Annotated in this window: 14 protein-coding genes and 1 tRNA gene; 6 read left to right on the plus strand and 9 right to left on the minus strand. The window is 60.4% G+C overall.

The window, feature by feature from the left end; genetic code table 11:
* Positions 1-19 precede the first annotated feature (19 nt).
* A complete protein-coding gene (locus ACH2ED_RS22215) occupies positions 20-871 on the plus strand; it encodes a M15 family metallopeptidase (protein ID WP_395094923.1) in 852 nt (283 codons plus the stop codon).
* Here ACH2ED_RS22215 and ACH2ED_RS22220 read toward each other — a convergent pair.
* On the minus strand, positions 868-1,821 hold the full coding sequence (locus ACH2ED_RS22220) for a lysophospholipid acyltransferase family protein (protein WP_395094924.1): 954 nt from the start codon (positions 1,819-1,821) through the stop codon (positions 868-870). The two genes, ACH2ED_RS22215 and ACH2ED_RS22220, sit on opposite strands and share 4 nt — an antisense overlap.
* A gap of 45 nt (positions 1,822-1,866) precedes the next feature.
* Here ACH2ED_RS22220 and ACH2ED_RS22225 point away from each other — a divergent pair, with 45 nt between their 5' ends.
* Positions 1,867-3,048: an FAD-binding oxidoreductase gene (locus ACH2ED_RS22225; protein ID WP_395094925.1), complete on the plus strand. Its 1,182-nt coding sequence runs from the start codon at positions 1,867-1,869 to the stop codon at positions 3,046-3,048.
* Between the two features lie 76 nt (positions 3,049-3,124).
* A tRNA-Leu gene (locus ACH2ED_RS22230) sits at positions 3,125-3,205 on the plus strand.
* Between the two features lie 40 nt (positions 3,206-3,245).
* On the opposite strand, the gene ACH2ED_RS22235 is transcribed toward ACH2ED_RS22230, so the two are convergent.
* The 4 genes from ACH2ED_RS22235 to ACH2ED_RS22250 form a co-directional block, all read right to left on the minus strand.
* On the minus strand, positions 3,246-5,912 hold the full coding sequence (locus ACH2ED_RS22235; protein WP_395094926.1) for a M16 family metallopeptidase: 2,667 nt from the start codon (positions 5,910-5,912) through the stop codon (positions 3,246-3,248).
* 77 nt (positions 5,913-5,989) lie between these two features.
* Complete coding sequence (locus tag ACH2ED_RS22240) at positions 5,990-7,306, minus strand: glucose-6-phosphate isomerase (protein WP_395094927.1); 1,317 nt, start codon at positions 7,304-7,306, stop codon at positions 5,990-5,992.
* Positions 7,307-7,323: 17 nt separating this feature from the next.
* Positions 7,324-9,825, minus strand: a complete 2,502-nt coding sequence (locus ACH2ED_RS22245; RefSeq protein ID WP_395094928.1) for a PQQ-binding-like beta-propeller repeat protein — start codon at positions 9,823-9,825, stop codon at positions 7,324-7,326.
* A gap of 24 nt (positions 9,826-9,849) precedes the next feature.
* Positions 9,850-11,745 (minus strand): hypothetical protein, encoded by a 1,896-nt coding sequence (locus tag ACH2ED_RS22250; RefSeq protein WP_395094929.1) that lies wholly within the window; start codon positions 11,743-11,745, stop codon positions 9,850-9,852.
* A gap of 86 nt (positions 11,746-11,831) precedes the next feature.
* Here ACH2ED_RS22250 and ACH2ED_RS22255 point away from each other — a divergent pair, with 86 nt between their 5' ends.
* The 3 genes from ACH2ED_RS22255 to ACH2ED_RS22265 all read left to right on the plus strand — a co-directional run bounded on the left by ACH2ED_RS22255 (position 11,832) and on the right by ACH2ED_RS22265 (position 15,060).
* Complete coding sequence (locus ACH2ED_RS22255; protein ID WP_395094930.1) at positions 11,832-13,304, plus strand: sulfatase; 1,473 nt, start codon at positions 11,832-11,834, stop codon at positions 13,302-13,304.
* Between the two features lie 147 nt (positions 13,305-13,451).
* On the plus strand, positions 13,452-14,504 hold the full coding sequence (locus ACH2ED_RS22260; protein ID WP_395094931.1) for a Gfo/Idh/MocA family protein: 1,053 nt from the start codon (positions 13,452-13,454) through the stop codon (positions 14,502-14,504).
* Positions 14,485-15,060, plus strand: a complete 576-nt coding sequence (locus tag ACH2ED_RS22265; RefSeq protein ID WP_395094932.1) for a YkgJ family cysteine cluster protein — start codon at positions 14,485-14,487, stop codon at positions 15,058-15,060. Before ACH2ED_RS22260 ends, ACH2ED_RS22265 begins: the two co-directional genes overlap by 20 nt.
* A 1-nt stretch (position 15,061) precedes the next feature.
* Here ACH2ED_RS22265 and ACH2ED_RS22270 read toward each other — a convergent pair whose 3' ends face one another.
* Genes ACH2ED_RS22270 through ACH2ED_RS22285 form a run of 4 tightly spaced genes read right to left on the minus strand, consistent with a single transcriptional unit; the run spans position 15,062 to position 19,794 of the window.
* On the minus strand, positions 15,062-15,460 hold the full coding sequence (locus tag ACH2ED_RS22270; RefSeq protein WP_395094933.1) for a hypothetical protein: 399 nt from the start codon (positions 15,458-15,460) through the stop codon (positions 15,062-15,064).
* A 1-nt stretch (position 15,461) separates the two neighbouring features.
* Positions 15,462-17,048 carry a hypothetical protein gene (locus ACH2ED_RS22275; protein ID WP_395094934.1) on the minus strand — a complete coding sequence of 529 codons (1,587 nt, stop codon included), beginning with the start codon at positions 17,046-17,048 and terminating at the stop codon, positions 15,462-15,464.
* Positions 17,041-17,604, minus strand: a complete 564-nt coding sequence (locus ACH2ED_RS22280; protein ID WP_395094935.1) for an RNA polymerase sigma factor — start codon at positions 17,602-17,604, stop codon at positions 17,041-17,043. Before ACH2ED_RS22280 ends, ACH2ED_RS22275 begins: the two co-directional genes overlap by 8 nt.
* 60 nt (positions 17,605-17,664) lie before the next feature.
* Positions 17,665-19,794 (minus strand): bifunctional rhamnulose-1-phosphate aldolase/short-chain dehydrogenase, encoded by a 2,130-nt coding sequence (locus ACH2ED_RS22285; protein ID WP_395094937.1) that lies wholly within the window; start codon positions 19,792-19,794, stop codon positions 17,665-17,667.
* Between the last annotated feature and the right edge of the window lie 25 nt (positions 19,795-19,819).

A 19,819-nucleotide genomic window follows, 5' to 3' on the forward strand; every position in this document is an offset into this window, starting at 1 on the left:
CCTCGCAAGGAGGGTGGATATGCCGACACCTGAGTTCGAGAAGCGCTCCGAGAAGAACCTCGCCACCTTGCGGCCCAAGGCCCAGCCGCACTTTCGCGCCCTGCTGCGCGCCCTGAAGACCTACGCCGCCAGCAAGGGGCTGGAGGCAAAGATTATCAGCGCCAACCGGACGTGGGCGGAGCAGGACGCGCTCTTTGCCAAAGGCCGCACGACAGAGGGGCCGAAAGTCACCAATGCACGCGGGGGACAAAGCAACCACAACTACCAGATCGCCGTGGATATTGGGCTTTTTGAGCACGACAAGTACCTGCCGGAGTCGCCGCACTACAAGAAAATGGGCCCGCTAGGTGAGGCACTCGGGCTGGAGTGGGGCGGGCGCTGGAGCGATTTCCCGGACACCCCCCACTACCAGATCAAGACGAATAAACGCATCTCCGTGCTGCGCGAGCTGGTGCGCACCGACGGTTGGAGTGCTCTGGATGCGCTCATTCCTACGTTTGCAGCGCCCACCGCTGCTGCGCCCACCCCAGAGCCCCTCCCCATTCCCAAACCGATTGCTCCCCCCGACACCGTGGCGGTCTTTCTGGATCGCGGCGAAGGAGCCAAGGCGCTCAGCCTCGATGCGTGGTTTGTCGAGAGCCGGGTCTGGGTGGCAATCCGCGACTGGGCGGACTTCTTTGGCGGCACGCTGATCGAGAAAAACGGCAAGTTCTCTCTGCTTCTCAGTGGCCAAAGCACCCTCATTCCCACACAGATCATTGCCGAGCACACGGTCGCCAAGTTTGCGGACATCAACGCCGTGCTCGGCTGGAACTTCTCCTTCGACGGTGCCCTTCGCCCTCGCACGCTCACCATTCACCCGGACAGCTAACCTCCCTGCCATTTTGCTTTGAGGGCGGGCAGGTCGTAGCCGCTGGGCCAGCGGGAGGCGTTTTTCTCCTCGAAAGCCGACTTCCAGCGGTTGTGGAGCCAGAGATACTGCTCGGGATACTGGCGGATGCCTTCTTCCAGCGCCAGATTGACCCGCGTCATGAGGCTCGCCTCGCTCTCGTTCTCTTTAGGCCAGAGCGGCTCGTGCACCACAATCTTATAGGTGCTATCGGGCTTCATCACGCAGTACGAGACGATCAAGGGCGCCCCCGTCTTCAAAGCCAGTGTTGCGGGCCCTGTCACCGTGCCCGCGGGAATGCCAAGAAACGGGACAAAGACATCGCCGCTGTTCTGATCGGTCAGCATCGCGATTGCCTCTCCTTTTTTAAGCGCCACGAACAGCTTGCGAAGGGAGGCACCTCCCTTACTCACAACCTCATAGCCACCGCTCTGGCGGATCTTCTTGACCATCGCTCCAAAGACGGGATCGTTAGGATCACGTGCCACGACCGTGAGCGGCACCCCAGACTTGGCAGCATAGCGTGCAAATATCTCGAAGTTCCCCAAGTGCCCCCCCACTCCAATCAGCCCCTTGCCCGCATCCAACGCCTGCTTGGAGCTCTCCCAGCCCTCGATCTCCGTGACAAGTTCCAGGATATTATCGTCGCCGCGCAAGGCGGAGCGGTAGAAATCCAGAGTCACCCGCCCAAAGTGCTCAAAGACCTTCCGTGTCAGCTCGCGGCGCTGGGCTTCGGTGAGCGCGTCGCCGTAGATCAGCCGCAGATTACGCAGAGAGGTTGTTCGGGGGCGCTTCACCAACCAGAAACCGAGCCGCCCTAGACGTGTTCCCAGACGGAGTACCTTCGCACGCGGCATCTGAGCGACCTTATACCCGAGACGCTCCAGGGTGAAGGCAAGGCACCGCTGAAAAACAAGAGTGGATCTGGTCATAGGCTATTATGATACCCCCTTACATTTGGGGGGTATAATCCCAGCGTGAACGAAGCGGAAGTATTGGGAAAAGTGGCAGCGGAGCGGGTGCGCCCACAGAGTGTCGAAGGTGTGCAGGATGTCTTACGCCAAGCACACGAAACCGGCCTGAGCGTGATTCCCTGGGGAGGGGGCACGGGTCAGGACTACGGAGGGGTGCCGCGCAAAGCCGATATCCTCCTGGATCTGAGCGCACTCAGCGCCCTAGTAGCCCATGAGTACGCCGATATGACTGTCACGGCTCAAGCGGGAATGACTCTTACCGACCTCCAGTCACAGCTTGCTCAGCACGGGCAGTTCCTCCCGCTGGACCCACCCCAGTCGGAGAAGGCCACTCTGGGAGGGATTCTGGCAACCAATGCCTGTGGCCCGCTACGGCTCGGCTACGGCACGGTTCGCGACTGGCTGATTGGGATCACGGTGGTGGATGCGCAAGGGCGGCTGATCAAGGGCGGTGGTAAGGTGGTCAAGAATGTCACCGGCTACGACCTGCCCAAGCTCCATGTCGGGGCGCTGGGCACCCTCGGGGTGATTGTGGAGGCCACTTTCAAGGTCAGCCCCAAGCCCGAGACCGCGCGCACCCTGGTGGCGCAGGTCAGCCCCGCAAGCGATCTCAGTACGGCGGCGGTGCGGCTCTGGCAGGAGACGCGCCCGGTGAGCCTCTTGCTCCACGAGGACACTCAGGGGCGTTTTCTGGTGGCGCTCTACCATGGTGATGCGATTGTCACCCAGGAGGCCACCGAGCGGGCGGGTGCGATCACCCAAGCGTGTCAGTTGCTTGTCTCTCAGGTCTACCCCGGCGAGCTCGTCCCGGAAACCCCCTCCACACCGGTTCAGGTGCGCCTGAGCACCAGCCCCACGGAGGCTGTCGCCCTGCACAATGCCGCCTTCGATGCCCTTGCCGAGACCGGAGCCACTCTGGATACCTGGCTTGGGATCGGGGCGCTCACCCTGACCTGGGACGAAGTCAGTGACAGTGCCCTCACAGGAGTCCATAAGGCGCTGCTTCTGGCGAAAGTACGGGGCGTGCGTTTTACCCTCCTGCACGGCCCTCTGTCTCTACGAACCGGCGATCTGGAGACGCTCTGGTTCCCCGCTCCCTCCGCGCGTATCCTCCATGAGCGGGTAAAAGAGGCCCTCGACCCCTACAATATTCTCAACCCGGGGCGCTTTGTTTGTGGAATTTAGCGCTCTCTAAATTTCTCAAAATCTCTAACTTGACAAAGTGCGCCTCATGGCCTACAATCAGTCTCGCTAGTTTCCTGCCCAGGTGGTGAAATGGTAGACACGCCAGTTTCAGGTACTGGTGCCGCAAGGTGTGGGGGTTCGAGTCCCCCCTTGGGCATAAAAAGCCCGGCCTCCTCGAGGCCGGGCTTTTTTGTGGCTCACCCGCCCCATTTTTTCCAGACGGTCACGGGGCCGAAGGCTTTCTGAAGCGCGGGGAGAAACTGCTTGGCATCTCCCACAATGACGAATCGCGCTTGATCCGTGGCGAGGGCTTGTGCCGCGAAAGTACGCACTTGCGCCTCCGTGAGCGTGGGGATCGTGGCCAGGAGGCTGCCGAACTCACTGAGCGGCAGACCGAGGCTCAGGTGGCTGGAGAGCGCCCCGGCGAGGCTGCTGCCTGTCTCCATCGCGCGAGTGGCGGGGCCAAGAAGTGGGGACTTACGCGCCATAAGCTCGGCGTCGTCAATCGGAGCCGTGGCGAGGGTCTTGAGCGCGTCGAGAAAGAGGGTCGCCACCTCTGCTGCGGACTCGTTCTTGGTCTGGCAGGAGAGCTGGAAGAGCCCGGCGTAGCGCCGCGCTCCCAGCCCGCTGCCCGCGCCGTAGGAGAGCCCTCGCTCGATGCGCACCGCTCGGTTCACTCTTGAGGAGTACCCGCCCCCTAAAATCGCATTGGCAACCTCACCTACCGCATAGCGCACATCGGCGCGGCGCAGGCTCGGCAGAGCAAGCAGCACGGCGGCCTGGCCTGCATCAGGCTTATCGAGCACCACCACACTGGGTACCCTCTGGAAGGCGACTTTGGGAGTCGGAAGCGCACGGGCACGGGCTTGCCAGCTCCCAAAGTGCTTCTGTGCCTGGGTAAGCGCCGCCGCTGCCGTCAGATCGCCCGTGACGATCAGTGTCGCACGACTTGGAGTGAATACCTGCTGCCAGTAGTCCCGAATATCCGCTGGTGTCAGCTTTGCCAGCGTGCTGGGGAGTCCCCCAAGACGGTTGCCGTAGCCGCTCTGTCCGAAGAACAAGCGCTGGACGATGCCCCGTGCCAGAGTCGAGGGCTCCTCCAGTGCCTGCGTTACGTCGTCTATTGCCTCGGCGCGCGCCCGGGCGACTTCCGCGCTCGCGAATGCAGGCTTCTGCACGACCTCGGCTAGAAGCGCCAGTGCAGCTCCTGCATTGCTCCGGGGAACCGTGATGCCCACCGAGAGACTATCCCAGTCCGCTGAGGCACCTAGGAAGCCGCCCAGCGCCTCCGCCTGAGCCGCAATCTGTGAGGCACTCTTGCCTGTGCTCGTGCCCCGCGTGAGTAACGTCGCCGTCAGAGTCGCCAGACCCGCCTTGGGCACTCCCACAATTCCGGCACCGCCCGGCACCACCAGATCCAGAGTAATCAGCCCCGAACCCGGCCGCGCGGCATGCACCATTCGTAGACCGTTTGCCAGCGTCCGATCCGTGAGCGTGGGCAAGAGTGCCGGACGTGGGCTCGCGGGCACCGGCGCTTGCTCTTCGGGAGAAGCCGCCGTCTCCTTAGGAGCCATTTTCTTCAGCGACATTGGAACCGTGGGTGCTTGCCCTGTGGTGTAGCGAATCAGAAGGGAGTTGGCCTCGGTCAGATAGAGCTTCGCCACGCGCTGAACATCCGCCGCCGTGACAGCAAGCAGCGCCGCGAGGCGGGTGTTGACTTTATCCGCCCCTCCGAGCAATACCTCCGCGTTGCCCAGTGCTCCGGAAATTCCCTCGGCAGTCTCTTTTTGATTCAGTGCCCCTACCAGAAGGAGCGTCCGAACCCGTGCCAGCTCCGCCGCACTCACAGGCTGTTTCTTGACCTTCTCCAGCTCCGCTAGAGTCGCCTTGAGCAAGGCATCTAAGCTCTTGCCGCCCGCTGTGACGCACTTCACGGTGAACATTCCCGCATCCGTGCGCAGATCCGCGCTGGTGCTCGCGTCGGAGGCAAGCTGCTGTTTGTAGATCAGGCTCTGGTGAAAACGCGCCGCCTCACTGCCGGAGAGAATGGCGTCCAGGATCTGAAGTGCGAGCGCGTCTTTGTGACGCTGGCTCGGAATTAAGTAGCTCAGTGCAAAGGCGGGCAGGGGCACACTCGGGCCGTGCACTTCCAGCCGCCGCGCCGCTTTCCGAGTGGGTTCCTTCACGGTGACGCGCGGGATCGCGCTCTCAGGACGGGGAATTCTCCCAAAGTAGCGGTCTACAAATCCGTCACACTGCGCCGGGTCAAAGTCTCCCGCGATCACTAAGACGGCGTTGTCGGGGCGATAAAAAGTCGCATGAAACGCCTTGACATCGCCCAGCGTGGCCGCGTCCAGCTCCGCGATATTGCCGATCACGGGCCGCTTGTAGGGATGCGCCGCCCACGAGCGCCCCTCCAGTGCGTCGTCCAGCCGACCATACGGGTTGGCGAGCACACTCTGCCGGTACTCCTCTTTAACCACATCGCGTTCGGAGAAGAAGTTGCTCTCGTCCACTTGCAGACCCGCCATCCGGTCCGCCTCTGCCCAGAGCAGGCGCTCCAAGTGATTTGAGGGCACGACCTCATGGTAGACCGTCACATCGGGAGTCGTGTAGGCGTTGTTCGCCCCGCCCACATCCTCGGTAAATCTATCGAGCTGCTCATCGGGCATGTTACGTGTGCGCTTGAACATCAGATGCTCAAAGAGATGTGCGAACCCGGACTTGCCCACCGGGTCGTCTTTCGCCCCGACTTTGTACCAGACCTGAATCGCGACCGTCGGGCTTTTAGGGCTCTCGTGGGTGAGAATGACTAAGCCGTTGGCAAGCACGCGGCGACGAAAAGAAAGGGGCGAAGGAAGCATGAGGGGATTTTACCTGAATCTCCTGTTTGGTGGCCCCACTGGGAGGTGTTTTCGCCCCCATGAACGGGGGCGACTCACTAAAACCGCACTATTGCTTCGTCGCCCGCCGCCCCCACTTTAGCCAGAAGCTCCTCTTGCGAGATCTTTGCACCGGGCTTGCCCAGCAAGCCAAACATATTGAGCTTGTACGCCTCGACACCGGGCTGATCAAAGGGATTGACGCCCAATAAATAGCCACTGACGCCACAGGCGCGCTCGAAGAAGTAGAGCAAAAAGCCCAGGTGGTAGGCATCGAGCTTCGGCAGGCGGATCGTGAGGCTGGGAACGCCGCCCTCTCTATGCGCGAGTGCGGTAGCCTGGTAGGCCGCGTGGTTGATGGTCGTGAGCTCCTGCCCCACTAAGTAGCCCAGCTCATCGGCATTGTCACCCGTAGGCAGCGTGAGCGATGGCTCACCGTCCTCGATGATGAGGAAGGTCTCAATCAGTGCGCGGCGACCTTCCTGGAAGTACTGGCCCATCGAGTGCAGATCCGTGGTGAACTCCACCGACGATGGGTAGAGGGCCGTATGGTTCTTGCCCTCGCTCTCGCCAAAGAGCTGTTTCCACCACTCTAAAACATAGTGCAGACGCGGCTCGAAGCTGGCGAGTGCCTCGATCAGAAAGCCCTGCTGGTAGAGCAAATTGCGTGCGGCGGCGTAGAAGAGCACCGGGTTTTTCTTCGGATCGGGCTCCGCACAGGCACGGGCGCAGGCGATCGCGCCGCGCTGGAGCTCGCGAATATCAATTCCGGCATAGGCGATGGGCAGCAGCCCCACGGGCGAGAGTACGGAGTAGCGCCCGCCGATACTGTCCTCAATGGGCAGTGTCCGCCAGCCCGCTCCACCCGCGACTTTGCGCAGGGCACCTTTGTTTTTGTCCGTAGTCGCCACAATGCAGCCGGGCTCGGCGAGCGCACGCAGAATGCGAAACGCGACGGCGGGCTCGGTGGTGGTGCCGGACTTGCTAATCGCATTGACCGCCACTTTCTTGCCCGCGATGCTCTTGAGCAGCTCGGTGTGGTAGCGCGCCGAGAGGTTCTGTCCGGCAAAGAGCACGGGGCGATCCACACTATCTGAGAGCGCCTCGATCACGGCACGCGCCCCCAGATACGAGCCGCCGATTCCCACCGAGACCAGCACATCCGTGCGGGCACGCAGCTCCGTGGCGATACTCTCGATCTCGTCGAGCAGGGCATCGTCGGCCATGGCGGCGGGATCGAGCCAGCCCAGAAAATCCGAACCCGCGCCAGTGCCGTTTGTTAGCGTGGCGTGGGCAAGGGCGAGGCGTTCGGTCTGTTGGGCGACCAGCTCAGGAGTGACATTAGGAGCCAAAAAGGCAGCGTCAAGTGAAAGCATAGCGCTCCTATGATACCTCACCACATCGGCTCGCCGGGGTAGTAGCGCTTCATCGGCTCGCCCAGCACGTTCAGCACGATCCGATCCACCACAAACCAGTCACCGTCGATTTTCCGGAGGGAGAAAGCTTCTCCCCCGCTAAAGGTACCACACCAGCCGGTGTTTTCAGGGGCGAGGGCAACTCGCGCCGTTTGGCCATCGGAACCAAATGTGATGGGCTGTTCTTTGGGCGATTTGAGCCGGTTGAGATGACGAAAACAAAGACCGTCGTCTTCGTCAAATCCTCCACCGGGACGCGTCGCACGCGGACCCCGTCTCCTTAGTTGCTTCCAGAGAAGGTAGCCACGATTACTATCGAACTCAAAGGGAGCCACGCCGGGCGCGAAGAGGATCAGAGGGCGCTCCGAATTTTGATCAAAAAAGCGTGCCTCGACACAGGCGGCAAGTATCTTTTCTGTGTCTCCCAAGGGGCGAGGAGCTGCGGTGGGGCAGGGATCGACCGCATCGCTGAGGCCATCACCATCCGTGTCGGCTTTGTTAGGATTGGTGCCGAGCCGCGCCTCCACGAGGTCCGTCAGGCCATCGCCATCGGTATCTTTGCGAAGCGTGGGATCATCGGGAAATATCTTGATCCACTCTGTCGCCATGAGTTTTTCGGTGCGGATGCCGCGAAAGGTCTCCGGAGCATTGTCCCGTATCGTGTTCCCGGTCCAGACACCCGTGAAGACAGGAGTTCCCCAGCCCTCTGCCTTCTTTTCAACAATAAAACAATCACCGGAATTGCCCAGAATATCGGTCTGGAAGAGCGCCCAAGTGCGGCCCTTCGCGTCCTTTTGGACCGCTTTTTTGGGGAGGCTTTCAAGATCAAAGCTCGCGAACCAGGGCTTGCGCGGGCTGGGCTGTTTCAACGACGACCGCACTGCGCGGATGGCCGCCACACCCTCCGCACCGCCGGTTCCCGCAAGGTGTTCAAAGGCCGCCGCACGCCACTCCGCCGGGGCTTTGGGATCACGCAAGGCATCGAGAAGAAAGGCAACGGCGTCGGGGTGCGACGAGTGGGAAATGGCAGAGAGGAGGGCACTGCTACTGCTCTTTTGGTCGCGGAGGTTCTGGACGAAGGTCGGAATGTAGCCCGCCTCCTCGCCCTTGGCTTTCAGAGCGCCCTCCACACCCTCCCGCCTGCGCCTCCTTTCTCCCAGTGTCTTCCATATCCCTAGAAGCGCCGCCGTGTTTTCTTTTTCGCAGAACGCGAGCAGGTAGTTGTCCAGATCAGGGATCGGGGTGGTGCGACTATCCCAATCAAGATACTGGGCAATAAACGCGGGAGCACTGTAGGGCTTGAGCTTCTCCAGTTGGTGACGTTCGGCGGCATCCAGAAGCTCGAACTGTGCGACCAGTCGTTCGGCGAGTGCTTTTTTCTCCGTCTCGGTTGCAGGAAGCCGGGGGAGTGCACCGGGGATGTAGCCCAAGAGGCGGTTCTCGTTTTGATCCCAGGTGACGATATGGTTCTGATCGGCGAAGATCGGGGCTCCGGTGAAGGGCTTGTCGGCTTGCCAGAGGAGCTTGCCTTCCCGCGAGATACAGTAGGTGCCTTCCACCAGAGGCATGCCATACGGCTTAGGGCCTTCATTGATGGTATGAAGCAAGACACTTTGCCCATCGCTACAGCTATCGAGGATCTCGCCGTAGGGAACAGGGCTCCTCCAGAGCCGCTTGCCGGTCGCCAGATCGTGGCCCTGCGTCGTGTCCCACCCGCTCGTCAGCCAGGTATTGCCAAGGACTGATCCTTGCGCAATGTAGCCTCGGGCGGTCCAGACCACGTTGCCGGTGCGTGCATTGATGCGACGCGGCTTTTCCCCGCCGAAAATTACATCCCCTTCGATAACGGTGTGGCTATAGAGATCAGGAAACGAAACCTTGCGTCGCCAGAGAACCTTACCGCTCTCAGGGGCGATACCGAGCTCCTCTCCCCGCTTTCCCTTCGCATCAATCCCCGCATAGACCCCCTCGCGCGTGGCCGCAAGCACGACGCTAACGGTATCCGGCTTTGGTGACGATACAAGCACCGTGCTCCAAAGAACCTGGCCGGTGCGAGGGGAGAGCGCATGGAGTGCCCCACGCTCATCAAACACATAGAGCTGCTCTGAGTCTTGGGTAAGGCGACGGATTCCCTGCGGAAAGCGCTGGAGGAGCCGGGGGGTGCCCGTGCTTGCGTCGATGGCGTAGAGGGCGTTTCCCTCAACCAGCGCGTAGAGGATGCCATCGCGAAGGCAGGTATCGGCAACCCACTGTCCGGCGAGGCTGCTCCACTTCTTCGTTCCTGTCGCAAGGTTAAGGGCAACGACACCGTCTCGGCACTGGTAATAGACAGTCCCCTTCTCGATGGCCATCACATGGACGCCATCGCCCACGAATTGGGTCCACTGACGCACATACGGCGGGGCGGCGAGTATCTGTGCAGCTGTGAGGCGAGCGCCACAAAGTAGAAGAATCGCAGTGATGACTGACCAGAAACGCATGGGGCACCTCTCTGAGATCTAGGGCTAGGAGCGGGTAAGTTCGGTCTTTACCCCCTCCTCAGTTCGTTTAACCACAATCTCCCAGCTCCCGCCGAAACCCTCCAGCGTGAGAGACATCTCGTTCCAGCCATCGGGGAGGTGTGGGTTGATGTCGAAGCGATCCAAGCCTCGCGGGACGATGCCAAACAGCCCCTCAGTGAAGACGCGGCAGTAGAGAGCACTCTCGGCGGAAAGATGCGCCTGCCCGCCTTCCGGGTGCGCCTCAATAGCGTAGGGGACGTGCTCACCGAGCAAGCGCCGCCGCGTGTAGGCCGTGAGCTTTTCTAGTGCCGTCTCCGTGGCTCCGGCGACAAAGAGCCCCCGTAGCGCGTAGAGCGTTGATCGGTCCCAGAAGACCGTGTCGCCCGACTCGGTAGCGAGGCCATCGGCGGTCCAGAGCTGCGGCGAGAGGAGCGCGGCAATGGTTCCGGCGCGGCGATTGACTCCCCCGCTTGCGGGGGCGGGGGGTGCCAGGCCCATGACCAGTGGGAGGCAGAGCCAGGCGCGGAGCTTCTCGTTGCCCTCGTAGTAGCGGTAGGTACCGAAGCCTTCCACTTCTGCGCCAAAGTGTTTCTCTATGGCAAGGGCGAGTGCCTCAGCAGCGGTAGTGTACTGTTGGACGAGCTCGAAATGCTCCAGCTCTTGTGCGAGATCGGCGGCGCGGCGGTAGCCATCGTAGGCTAGGCAGGAAGTGGAGAGGTTGGCATCGCCGGTGGGAAAACGCCCCTCCAGCTCATCGGTATCGGACAGAACAATGCCACGGGAGTCGGTCTTGCGGCGGCAGAACTCCAGGCACCAGACAATCAGCGGCCAGAGCTTTTCCGCCGTCGCCTTCTCGCCCCGTGCCAGGGCGTAGCGGCTCGCCCCCGACGCGATCATGGCGGCATCGCCCCGGTCGCCACAGTTGCGCCAGACCACATCGCCCTCCACCTCAAACGAGGAGGGCAACGGGCGAAAGCGTGAGCCAATCTCAGCGGAGAACTTGTTGTAGCAGTTGACACTCGCCTCGTGGCAGAGAGAGTCGCCTAGATACCCAAAGAGAGGCCCCGCGTACTCCGCTTGATCGTTGGCCCAGACACCGCCGTAGTAGCGCCCGCCCCCCGGCGAGTGCACCAGGCCCATTTTGGTATGAAAAAGGCTCTCAGCGGCGCGCCACTTGGCGAACTCAAAAGCACGGTTGAGCACAGGATCCGGCGTCGTGAGCGTGAGTTTCTTGCCCAGTGCCGTCCAGCGCCGCCCGCGTAGCACGGCCTCACCGTGGGCACTGAGAGCCGTCAGTGTCTTGTTTTTTTTGTGCGCAACAAAGGCCAGAGTGATATTGCCAAACTCACCGGGGCGCACTAGGAGCGACATTCCCTCAATGATCTTGAGCCCAACCAGCGCTTCGCCATCGTAGCAGGACACCGTCTCGCTGTCGTCGTCAGGGAGGCACTCCAGGCTAACAGGCGCATCGCTAAAGTTAATCACGCTCCAGCGCTCTAGTAACGCGGGCTCATCCTCACAAGCAAAGAGATGCCGCTGAACGGCGATCCCATCCAGTGGCATGTGCGTAATGGTCAGCCGCCCTTCCCAGTGCCGAATCTCACGGACAGGACCAGGGATCAGTGGGATGCCTTCGATGCGAATGGGGGGGACAATCTCATTGCCCCACTCGCGCTTCAGATAGCCACGGACATCATCGCGCTTGAGCCGCAGAGTCGGCCAGATCACCTCACGACTGAGCACCAGGCGGCGCTTTTCATCCACGCTGTAGCGAATAATCGCGCTGAGCCGTCGCCCACTCAGCTCCACATGGTCCTCGTGAGGCAGCCCCTGCGTACCAGTCACTTCCCAAACAATCCCTGAATCCGCCAGCTTCCACCGCTCTTGCCCGTTTTGCATAGGGGCATTTTACCGCCTTGTCGCGTATTTACCGCCTTGTCGCGTAAGCAGGAACCCACTCCACTCGCCACGAATCCTAGGGCACGATGCAGCAACCTAACATTCTTTTTATTTTTTCTGATGACCACGCGCTCAATGCGATCTCGGCCTACGGTGGCCCCCTGGCGCGGCTCGCCCCCACTCCTCATATTGACCGTATTGCCCGCGAAGGCGCAATTTTTACGAACTCTTTTTGTGCCAACTCGATCTGTGGGCCATCGCGAGCCTGTATTCTAACCGGCAAGCACTCGCACATCAATGGCTTTGTAGACAACGACAACTCCAAGTTCGATGGCTCGCAGTGGACTTTTCCCAAGGCGTTCCAGAAGGCGGGCTATCAGACAGCAATTATCGGTAAGTGGCACTTGGTCACCGACCCGACAGGCTTTGACTACTGGGAGATTCTCCCCGGCCAGGGCAACTACTACAACCCGGATTTTCTCCAGCAAGATGGAGGAAAGAAGCGCTACCCCGGTCATGTCACGGAGCGCACCACCAAGCTCGCGCTGGAGTGGCTGGACAAAAACCGTGATACATCCAAGCCCTTTGTTCTGATGTGCCAGCACAAAGCGCCGCACCGCAACTGGATGATCGCCCCCGAGCACTTTAATGTCTTCAAGGACACGGTCTTCCCCGAGCCAAAATCGCTCTTCGATGACTACGCGAACCGGGCCAGTACGCTCAAGACCCAGAAGATGCAGATCAACGCCGACATGACCTGGACATCGGATCTAAAAGTTCTGCCCAACCCGCTGGGCGATGCAAGCGATAAAGTGGGCGAGCTCAATCGCATGACGCCGGATCAGGTGGCTGGCTGGAAGGCGGCGTATGCATCTGAGAACAAGGCGCTGCTGGAAAAATTCCCCACGATGAGCGAGCGCGACAAGCTACGCTGGAAGTACCAGCGCTATCTCAAAGACTATCTCCGGTGTGTGCGCGGCGTGGACGAGAGTGTCGGGGAGCTTTTAGACTATCTTGATAAAAGTGGGCTGGCGAAAAACACCATCGTGATCTACTCGTCGGATCAGGGTTTCTATCTGGGCGAGCACGGCTGGTTCGACAAGCGCTGGATGTTCGAGGAGTCGGTGAAGATGCCGTTTCTGATCCGCTGGCCCGGCACGATCAAGCCCGGCTCACGGCCCGAGGCACTCATCCAGAACATAGACTACGCCGCGACTTTCCTAGAGATGGCGGGCATTCCCGCTCCGCCTGATCTTCAGGGCCAGAGTATTGTCCCGATTCTCAAGAGCGGCAAGACGCCCTCAAACTTCCGCAAGGCAATCTACTACCGGTACAGCGGCGAGCGCACCCACAATGTCGCCCCGCACGATGGCATCCGCACGGATCGTCACAAGCTGATGTACTTTCCCAGCACCAAGGAGTGGAATCTCTTTGATCTCAAGCGCGACCCGCAAGAAATGCGCTCCGTGCAGAGTGATCCCGGCTACGCAAAAACGCTTGCCGAGATGAAAGCGCTCTACAAACAGCTTCGCACCGAGTACAAAGCGCCGGAGTGGTAGCGGGTTGCCATCTCCCCCCGGCTAAAGCCGTGCGAACCCGGAGAGATGGCAGACGCAGAGATGGCCAAAATCAAGGAAAAATATGAACATCAACATTTCGGACATCTGCCTCGTGGTGCGCGGAATTAGACTCTGGGAGCCGCAGACGTGAGCAAACAATGGACAGCAGCGGTGGTTGGAGGCGGAATGGGGGGAAAGCTCTCACTGAATGCTCTGGCAGCCTCGGAGCGCTTTGCGCTCACGGCGGCCTGCGATCTTCGCGCAGAGGTTCGCGAGGCGCTTTCGGCGAGCTATCCGGGAATCACGGTTTTTGCCAGCCATGAAGAAATGCTGGCGCAGTGCCCCACCGAAGTGGTGTGTGTAAGCACGTATCCGTCCAGCCATGAGGAAGTCGCGCTCGCGGCGCTGGAGTCGGGAGTGTCGGGTATCCTGGTCGAGAAGCCGCTCGGGCACACGTTTGAGTCAGGGCGAAGAATTTTAGCGGCGATTGCAGCAAAGCAAATCCCGGTGGCGGTGCCGCATGGTCTGCTTGCCAAAGCCACGCCCCTCGAAATTATCCGACGTGTGCAAGATAACGAAATTGGGCGGCTGGTATTGATAGAAATCCAGTGCAACGGCTGGGATATTCTCAACGCCGGAATCCACTGGCTGCACTTCTGCCGCATGCTAACTCCAGGCGACGCGCCCCGAAGCGTCCACGCGGCGATAGATGCGTCCACGCGCACCTACCGCGATGGCCTGCAAGTGGAGACAGCGGCAATCACGAGCATTGTCCACGCCAGCGGTCTGCGGGTTGTGCTGCACACGGGCGACGAGATACCTGTCAACGTGCCGAGCAAGAGCTTTGTGTTTCGGCTGATCGGGGAGCGTGGGGTGATCGAGTTCTGGGGCTGGGAGAACGGCTACCTGCTCAAGGGAGAAAAAGCCACGCCGCAGGAGCTTGCGATCACGGGCCACCGACGGCATTTGGAAAATCTCGCGGATCAAATGGACGGAATCGCGCCGCTCGATGACACCATTGCCCGTGCCTCACTCTCAGCACTCGAAATCTGCGAGGCGGCGTATCTCTCCGGCGAGTACAGAGTGCAAGTCACGCTACCCCTCGCCGGGTTTCTCCCACCTGATCCGTTTACCGACTGGCAACCCGGCCAGCCCTACTCCGGAACCAACGGAGGACGCGATGGCCGAGCCTTTGGATAAGCCCGCTCCTACGGACGACGGCCTGATCCGCGAGCTACCGCGCATCCGGCGCTACGCGCGTCAAAACGAGGAGACTGACTACCGCTTTCGCGATTATTTAAAGCAGCAGCTTCCCCTCTCAAACGAGCAACTCGACGGCGTGGTTCAGGAAATTACCACAGATGTCTGGGGGCGGATTGACTGCCTCACCTGCGGCAACTGCTGCAAGACGCTGCAAATCGTGGTGGGCGATAAAGATATCGCGCGACTTTCCAAACGGCTTGGCATGACCACGAAGGCGTTCTCGGCGCAGTACGTCGGGGTGGCCGACGATGGCGTGAAGCACTTTCTCTCCACGCCCTGCTCGTTTCTGGGCGAGGGCAACGCCTGCACGGTCTACGAGGATCGCCCGCAAGCCTGCCGTGATTTTCCGTATCTGCGCGACCACAACTTCCGCTCCCGCACGCTCATGATGATCGAGAGCTGCGCTACCTGCCCGATAGTCTTTAATGTCTGGGATAGACTAAAAAAGCGCTTCCCGATCCCCGTGAAATCTACCACGAAGAAGCGTCGCTGAGTTACTGTCTGTCGGTGATGTAGCCTTTGAGTTCTACTGCGTAGTGAAAATAGCCGCGCGGCCTTGGCCCTTGGGGCATCAAGAGATCCACGGAGCAGCGCTCGGCGAGCTCGGAGGCGAGCTGGAACGAGACGCTCCACACCCCTTTCTTGTCCTCCGTGGTTTGGAGCGTGGCGGAGACCAGTGGGCTGTACGAGACGGGGCCATTTGTCGGGGGAAGGTGTGGCCGAATCCTCATCGTCACGCTGCGAACGTCTTTTAGCTTTCCCTCTCGCGGAATCTCCATCGTCACCATCACCACTTCGGGCGAGACACGCCTCGCAGTCAGTGAGTAGTTCAGCCCCTCTTTTGCCTGCGTCTGCTTCGTGACCGAGATAATAAACCCTAGCTTTTTCATCATTTTAGTTTCCTTTGGGAAGCTCTACGAATTGTATATCGTCGAATTTCTCCACCGTCACGGTTGTTACCTCAAAAGCAGGGCGGGCGAGATATAGGACGCTCTCACTCTTGCCACGGGCCTGAAGAGACTTGCCGACAAACGCGGTGATACCCTTGGCTTTGAGCGCCACTACCACCGAGGGAGCAAGCTTAATTTGTGTGTAGTCACGGAGCTTGGGGTTCTTGAAAATCTCCTCCATCGGATGTGGGCAGGGTGGTGGCAGTAGCACCAGCGAGCCGTCGGTCTCAGGTTTGACCGACGCCACCGTAAAGCTCGCATCGGGTGTTTCATTGAGCCGAGAGTTCGGTGCGATTGTTGGGGGCGCAGTGACAGCGAGCTGGTAGCAGTTGGCGAGCTGGCTACGCTTCCCGAAGCTGAGTGAGATCTCCTGATCGTGTTGTGCTTGCAGCGGTGTCCCCACGGTGAGTTTCAGCGGCTTGAGAGGCGTTTGAGCCGTGGAGAGAAGCATCCCTTTTTCGCCGAAGAGTGCGCCGTGGACGGTGTAGCCGGGCGCATCGCTCAGGCTCGCCACGGACACCGAGAGCCGTGCGCTGATGTCTTTGTAGTAGTTGTTCTGAGCAAAGTGCGGCTCTCCCAGGATCACGAGGTTGTAGGTACTCTCCCCAAAAGTTCCCGTCAGCGGTGGGGGCACCTTTCCCCCCAGAGCCACCACTTGGTAACCCGCGACAATAAGAAGCTCTCCTTTTTCGGTTTCTGGGCTGGGCTGGGGGGAGAGATTGAGCTGGTAGTGTCGCGCCTTGGGGCAAAGACCGAGCGCCACGTCCGCCGTCCCGCCTAAGCCTGGCAGTTCGGTCTTTGCCGTGGAGAGAAGCGCTCCCTGCGCATCGAAGATGGCAAGATGAATATCCCAGGCTTTGGGAATGACCCCAAGCTCACGAGAATCCATGGTGATCTTGAATGCGCCGCGCACTTGGCCGTCCGCCTGCTGCGTCAGGGTGATCTGAAGCTGTGGATATAACGGCACAGGCGCTGTGGGCAGTGGCGTGAGTGAGGTTTCCCCCCGTTTCGCTAACCGCACGGAAAGGCCACGGGAAAGCGCAAGCGTACCGCCCCGCTCTCCTTGCCTATTCAGCGATTCGGATAGAGGAGAAAGCCCTGACAAGGCAACCGTCGCTGCAGGTTCTTTTTCTTCTGTAACCAACCTAAGATATTGCTCCTGCTCCGTTCCCAAGCCAAACTGCTCTTCCAAAAACTTTTCTTGCGTTGTCATAGACTTTTCTTGCGTTGTCATAGACTTTTCTTGCGTTGGCATAGATTTTTCTTGTGTTGGTGCAGTGTTTAGTGTAATAGGCGCTTGTTTTTGGAAGGCAAGTGCTGTCGTCAGTTGCCTGACGGGCTCAGTTTCTTGCTTTTGCTCTTGCTTTGGCTTTGGTAGGAGCAAGAGTGCAAGAGGAAGTGTGGCCGCTAAGGCGAGGCTTCCGTAAACATAGGGACGCAGGGCACGGCGCGGCTTGGGTGTGGCCTGTGTCAGAGCACGCTCCGTCAAGGTGCCCGCTTCCGGTAGCGTGGTACTGCGAATCTCAGTCATCCAGCGATTTTCCATCTGTGGTTTCCTCCCAACGAGCCAGCGCCTTTCGGGCACGGTACAGCTCGTTTTCGACTTTCTTCTCCGGGACACTCAGGCTCTGGGCGATATCGGAAATACTCCAGCCCTCCACGGCTTGCAGGAGCAGACAGGTGCGCTGAAGCTCGGTAAGGTGTGCGAGGGCATCTCGTAGCACCATGCGCTCCAGCGCGGCCTCCTCAGGGCCTGCCACTGAGATCCCGGCATCCTCCAGTGAGACGTTGACGAAACGCCGCTTGGTACAGATATTTCTTGCGATCCGAACCAGCCAAGTCGAGAGCTGGGCCTCCCCGCGAAACTTTGGCAAGGCCTTTATCGCCGCCAGGAGCGTTTCTTGTGCCGCATCTTCCGCATCCGCCCGGTTGCCTAGAATCGCCAGGCAGAGACGGAAGATAAGCGGCTCATGAGGCGTGAGTAAGGCCCGGATCGCCTCAGAGTTCCCCGAGCGTGCCTGCGAGAGCAAGTCACGCTCAGAAAGAGAAGCCACCGTCGCGGGCCGCCGTAGCCACCAGAGTGTCATTGTCAGGATATTAGAGCACGATAGCGCAAGAAAACACTTAGGAGAGCGAAGGAAGATTTTTTAGCGTAGCATCGCCTCGGTGAGACCTGCATCTACCGGCAGCGACTGGCCCGTGGTCAGCGGCAGACGGCTTGGCGAGGCGAGCAAAAACACGGCCTCGGCGACGGCCTCCGGGGTGACGCGTTTTTTGAGGAGTGTGCGCTGGGCGTAGAACCCGGCGAGTTTTTCGCGGAGTGCCTCGGTTTCCTCACTCTCGTCAAACGCAACCCCGTACTTGACCAGCGAGGTCAGCACACGGTCGCGGGGGAACTGATGGCTCCCGGAGACCACCGACGCGGGGGAGACGCCGTTCACGCGAATCCCGCTGGGGCCACCGACCACGGCGAGTTCGCGCACCAGGTGGTTGAGCGCGGCTTTGCTGGCATCGTAGGCGAAGCTGCCCTGCTTGGCAACCACGCCATTGGCCGACGAGATCAGCACCACCTGCCCGCCCCTTGCCTGCTCGCGCATCACTTCCATCGCTTCATCGGCGGCGAGGTAGCTGCCCAGCGTGTTGACATCGAATGTGGTGCGCCACTGCGCCTCAGTAACGCGGCCCGCATCGTCGGGCGAGAAGATCACCGCTGCCACGGCGACCACCGTGTCAATTCCCCCATAGGCCAGCACGGCGGCGTCCATCGCCGCACGCACGGAAGCTCTATCGGTGATATTGCACTCGACCGCAACCGCCTGCTCGCCGTGCACCGCCGCCGTCTCCTGCGCCAGCGCCAGATTAATATCCGCACAGACCACACAGGCTCCGTCTTTGACCAGCCGATTCACCACCGCCCGCCCGATCCCGCTGCCAGTTCCCACCACAACAGCCACTTGTCGTGCCAGTTCTTTCTCCAGCGGCATGCGCCTCAGCTTCGCCTCCTCCAGCAGCCAGTACTCAATGCGAAACGCCTCACGCGGCGTCAAATACACATAATTGTCCCCCCGCCCGGCGGGGGTTAGGGGGTTGGCTGCCATACTCGTGGCGCCTGCCATGACATGAATGGCATTACTGTAGAACTCGCCGGTGATGCGTGCTTCTTGCTTGTTCTTGCCAAAGCTGAGCATCCCCACACCAGGGATCAGCACAACACTCGGCTCGGCACTGCGTAGGGCAGGCGAGTCGCGCTCCTTATTCGCATCGTAGTAGGCCGCATAGTCCGCGCGGTAGCCGGGGAGCGCGGCTACTATTGCGTTCCTCAAGTCTTCCGCCGTGCCGTTTTTGGCATCCCACTGCACAAACAGCGGCTTGACTTTCGTGCGCACAAAGTGATCCGGGCAGCTCGTGCCTTTCTCAGCAAGCGGGACGGCATCGGCAGAGTTCACAAAGCGCAACACGGCGTCGGAGTCCGAGAAGTGGGCAAGGGTGCGGCCCCGCAGTGTGGGCAGGACAAAGCGTGCTAGCTCGCGCCGATCCGTGCGAGTCTGTGTGACTTGCCCACCAAAGAGCGTGGCCTCATCTATGTGCCTGAGCACGAACTGCCCAATCTGATCTAACACCCGTAGCGTATTGAGATAGCTTGCTTTGGCATCATCGCCCCAGGTGAAGATTCCGTGGGAGCCAAGAATAATGCCGTCGCAGGTTGGGTTCTCGATGACAGCCTTCTCCAGCCACAGCCCGAGTTCGAAGCCGGGGCGCTTCCACGGGAGCCAGACCAGGTGCATACCCGTCTCGGCGCGAAGTTTTTCGAGAAGCTCGGGGCCGTTGGCGGACGCCGCCAGTGCAATCGCCCAGTCGGGGTGCAGGTGATCCACGTGGCGAAACGGCAAGAAGGCATGGAGCGGCGTGTCAATCGAGGCGGCGCGTGGGTTCGTTCCAAACACACACAGAGGATAGAGATCCACTATCTCGTCTTCAAAGGCATCGCCTCGGTAGCGCTTCTTCAGTGCGTCTAATTTGTCCTGGTAGAGTGTCGCGAAGCCCTCGCGCCTGATGGTTCCCAGATCGCCGCCGGAGCCTTTGACCCAGAGCATGGTCTCGGTCTCGCCCGTCACGGGGTCGGTCATCGGGATTTTCGCGCTGGTGTTTCCGCCCCCAAAGTTGGTCAGGCGCGGATCAGAGCCCAGTAAGTTAGAGCGGTAGCGCAAAAGCTCCGGCTCGTCGAGCGTGGCGGCAAGGGAGTCGTCCCATAGGTCGGTGAGAAGCGTGAGGTTCATGGGGGCATTCTACCAAAAAAGCAAA

Source organism: Armatimonas sp. (assembly GCF_043757465.1).
Lineage (GTDB): Bacteria > Armatimonadota > Armatimonadia > Armatimonadales > Armatimonadaceae > Armatimonas.

Excerpts from the sequence above, each read along its gene's own strand:
- ACH2ED_RS22220 (WP_395094924.1), bottom strand. The coding sequence starts at position 1,821 with ATGACCAGATCCACTCTTGTTTTTCAGCGGTGCCTTGCCTTCACCCTG.
- ACH2ED_RS22285 (WP_395094937.1), bottom strand. The coding sequence starts at position 19,794 with ATGAACCTCACGCTTCTCACCGACCTATGGGACGACTCCCTTGCCGCC.
- ACH2ED_RS22245 (WP_395094928.1), bottom strand. The coding sequence starts at position 9,825 with ATGCGTTTCTGGTCAGTCATCACTGCGATTCTTCTACTTTGTGGCGCT.
- ACH2ED_RS22250 (WP_395094929.1), bottom strand. The coding sequence starts at position 11,745 with ATGCAAAACGGGCAAGAGCGGTGGAAGCTGGCGGATTCAGGGATTGTT.
- ACH2ED_RS22255 (WP_395094930.1), top strand. The coding sequence starts at position 11,832 with ATGCAGCAACCTAACATTCTTTTTATTTTTTCTGATGACCACGCGCTC.
- ACH2ED_RS22215 (WP_395094923.1), top strand. The coding sequence starts at position 20 with ATGCCGACACCTGAGTTCGAGAAGCGCTCCGAGAAGAACCTCGCCACC.
- ACH2ED_RS22275 (WP_395094934.1), bottom strand. The coding sequence starts at position 17,048 with ATGACTGAGATTCGCAGTACCACGCTACCGGAAGCGGGCACCTTGACG.
- ACH2ED_RS22270 (WP_395094933.1), bottom strand. The coding sequence starts at position 15,460 with ATGATGAAAAAGCTAGGGTTTATTATCTCGGTCACGAAGCAGACGCAG.
- ACH2ED_RS22265 (WP_395094932.1), top strand. The coding sequence starts at position 14,485 with ATGGCCGAGCCTTTGGATAAGCCCGCTCCTACGGACGACGGCCTGATC.
- ACH2ED_RS22240 (WP_395094927.1), bottom strand. The coding sequence starts at position 7,306 with ATGCTTTCACTTGACGCTGCCTTTTTGGCTCCTAATGTCACTCCTGAG.
- ACH2ED_RS22235 (WP_395094926.1), bottom strand. The coding sequence starts at position 5,912 with ATGCTTCCTTCGCCCCTTTCTTTTCGTCGCCGCGTGCTTGCCAACGGC.
- ACH2ED_RS22280 (WP_395094935.1), bottom strand. The coding sequence starts at position 17,604 with ATGACACTCTGGTGGCTACGGCGGCCCGCGACGGTGGCTTCTCTTTCT.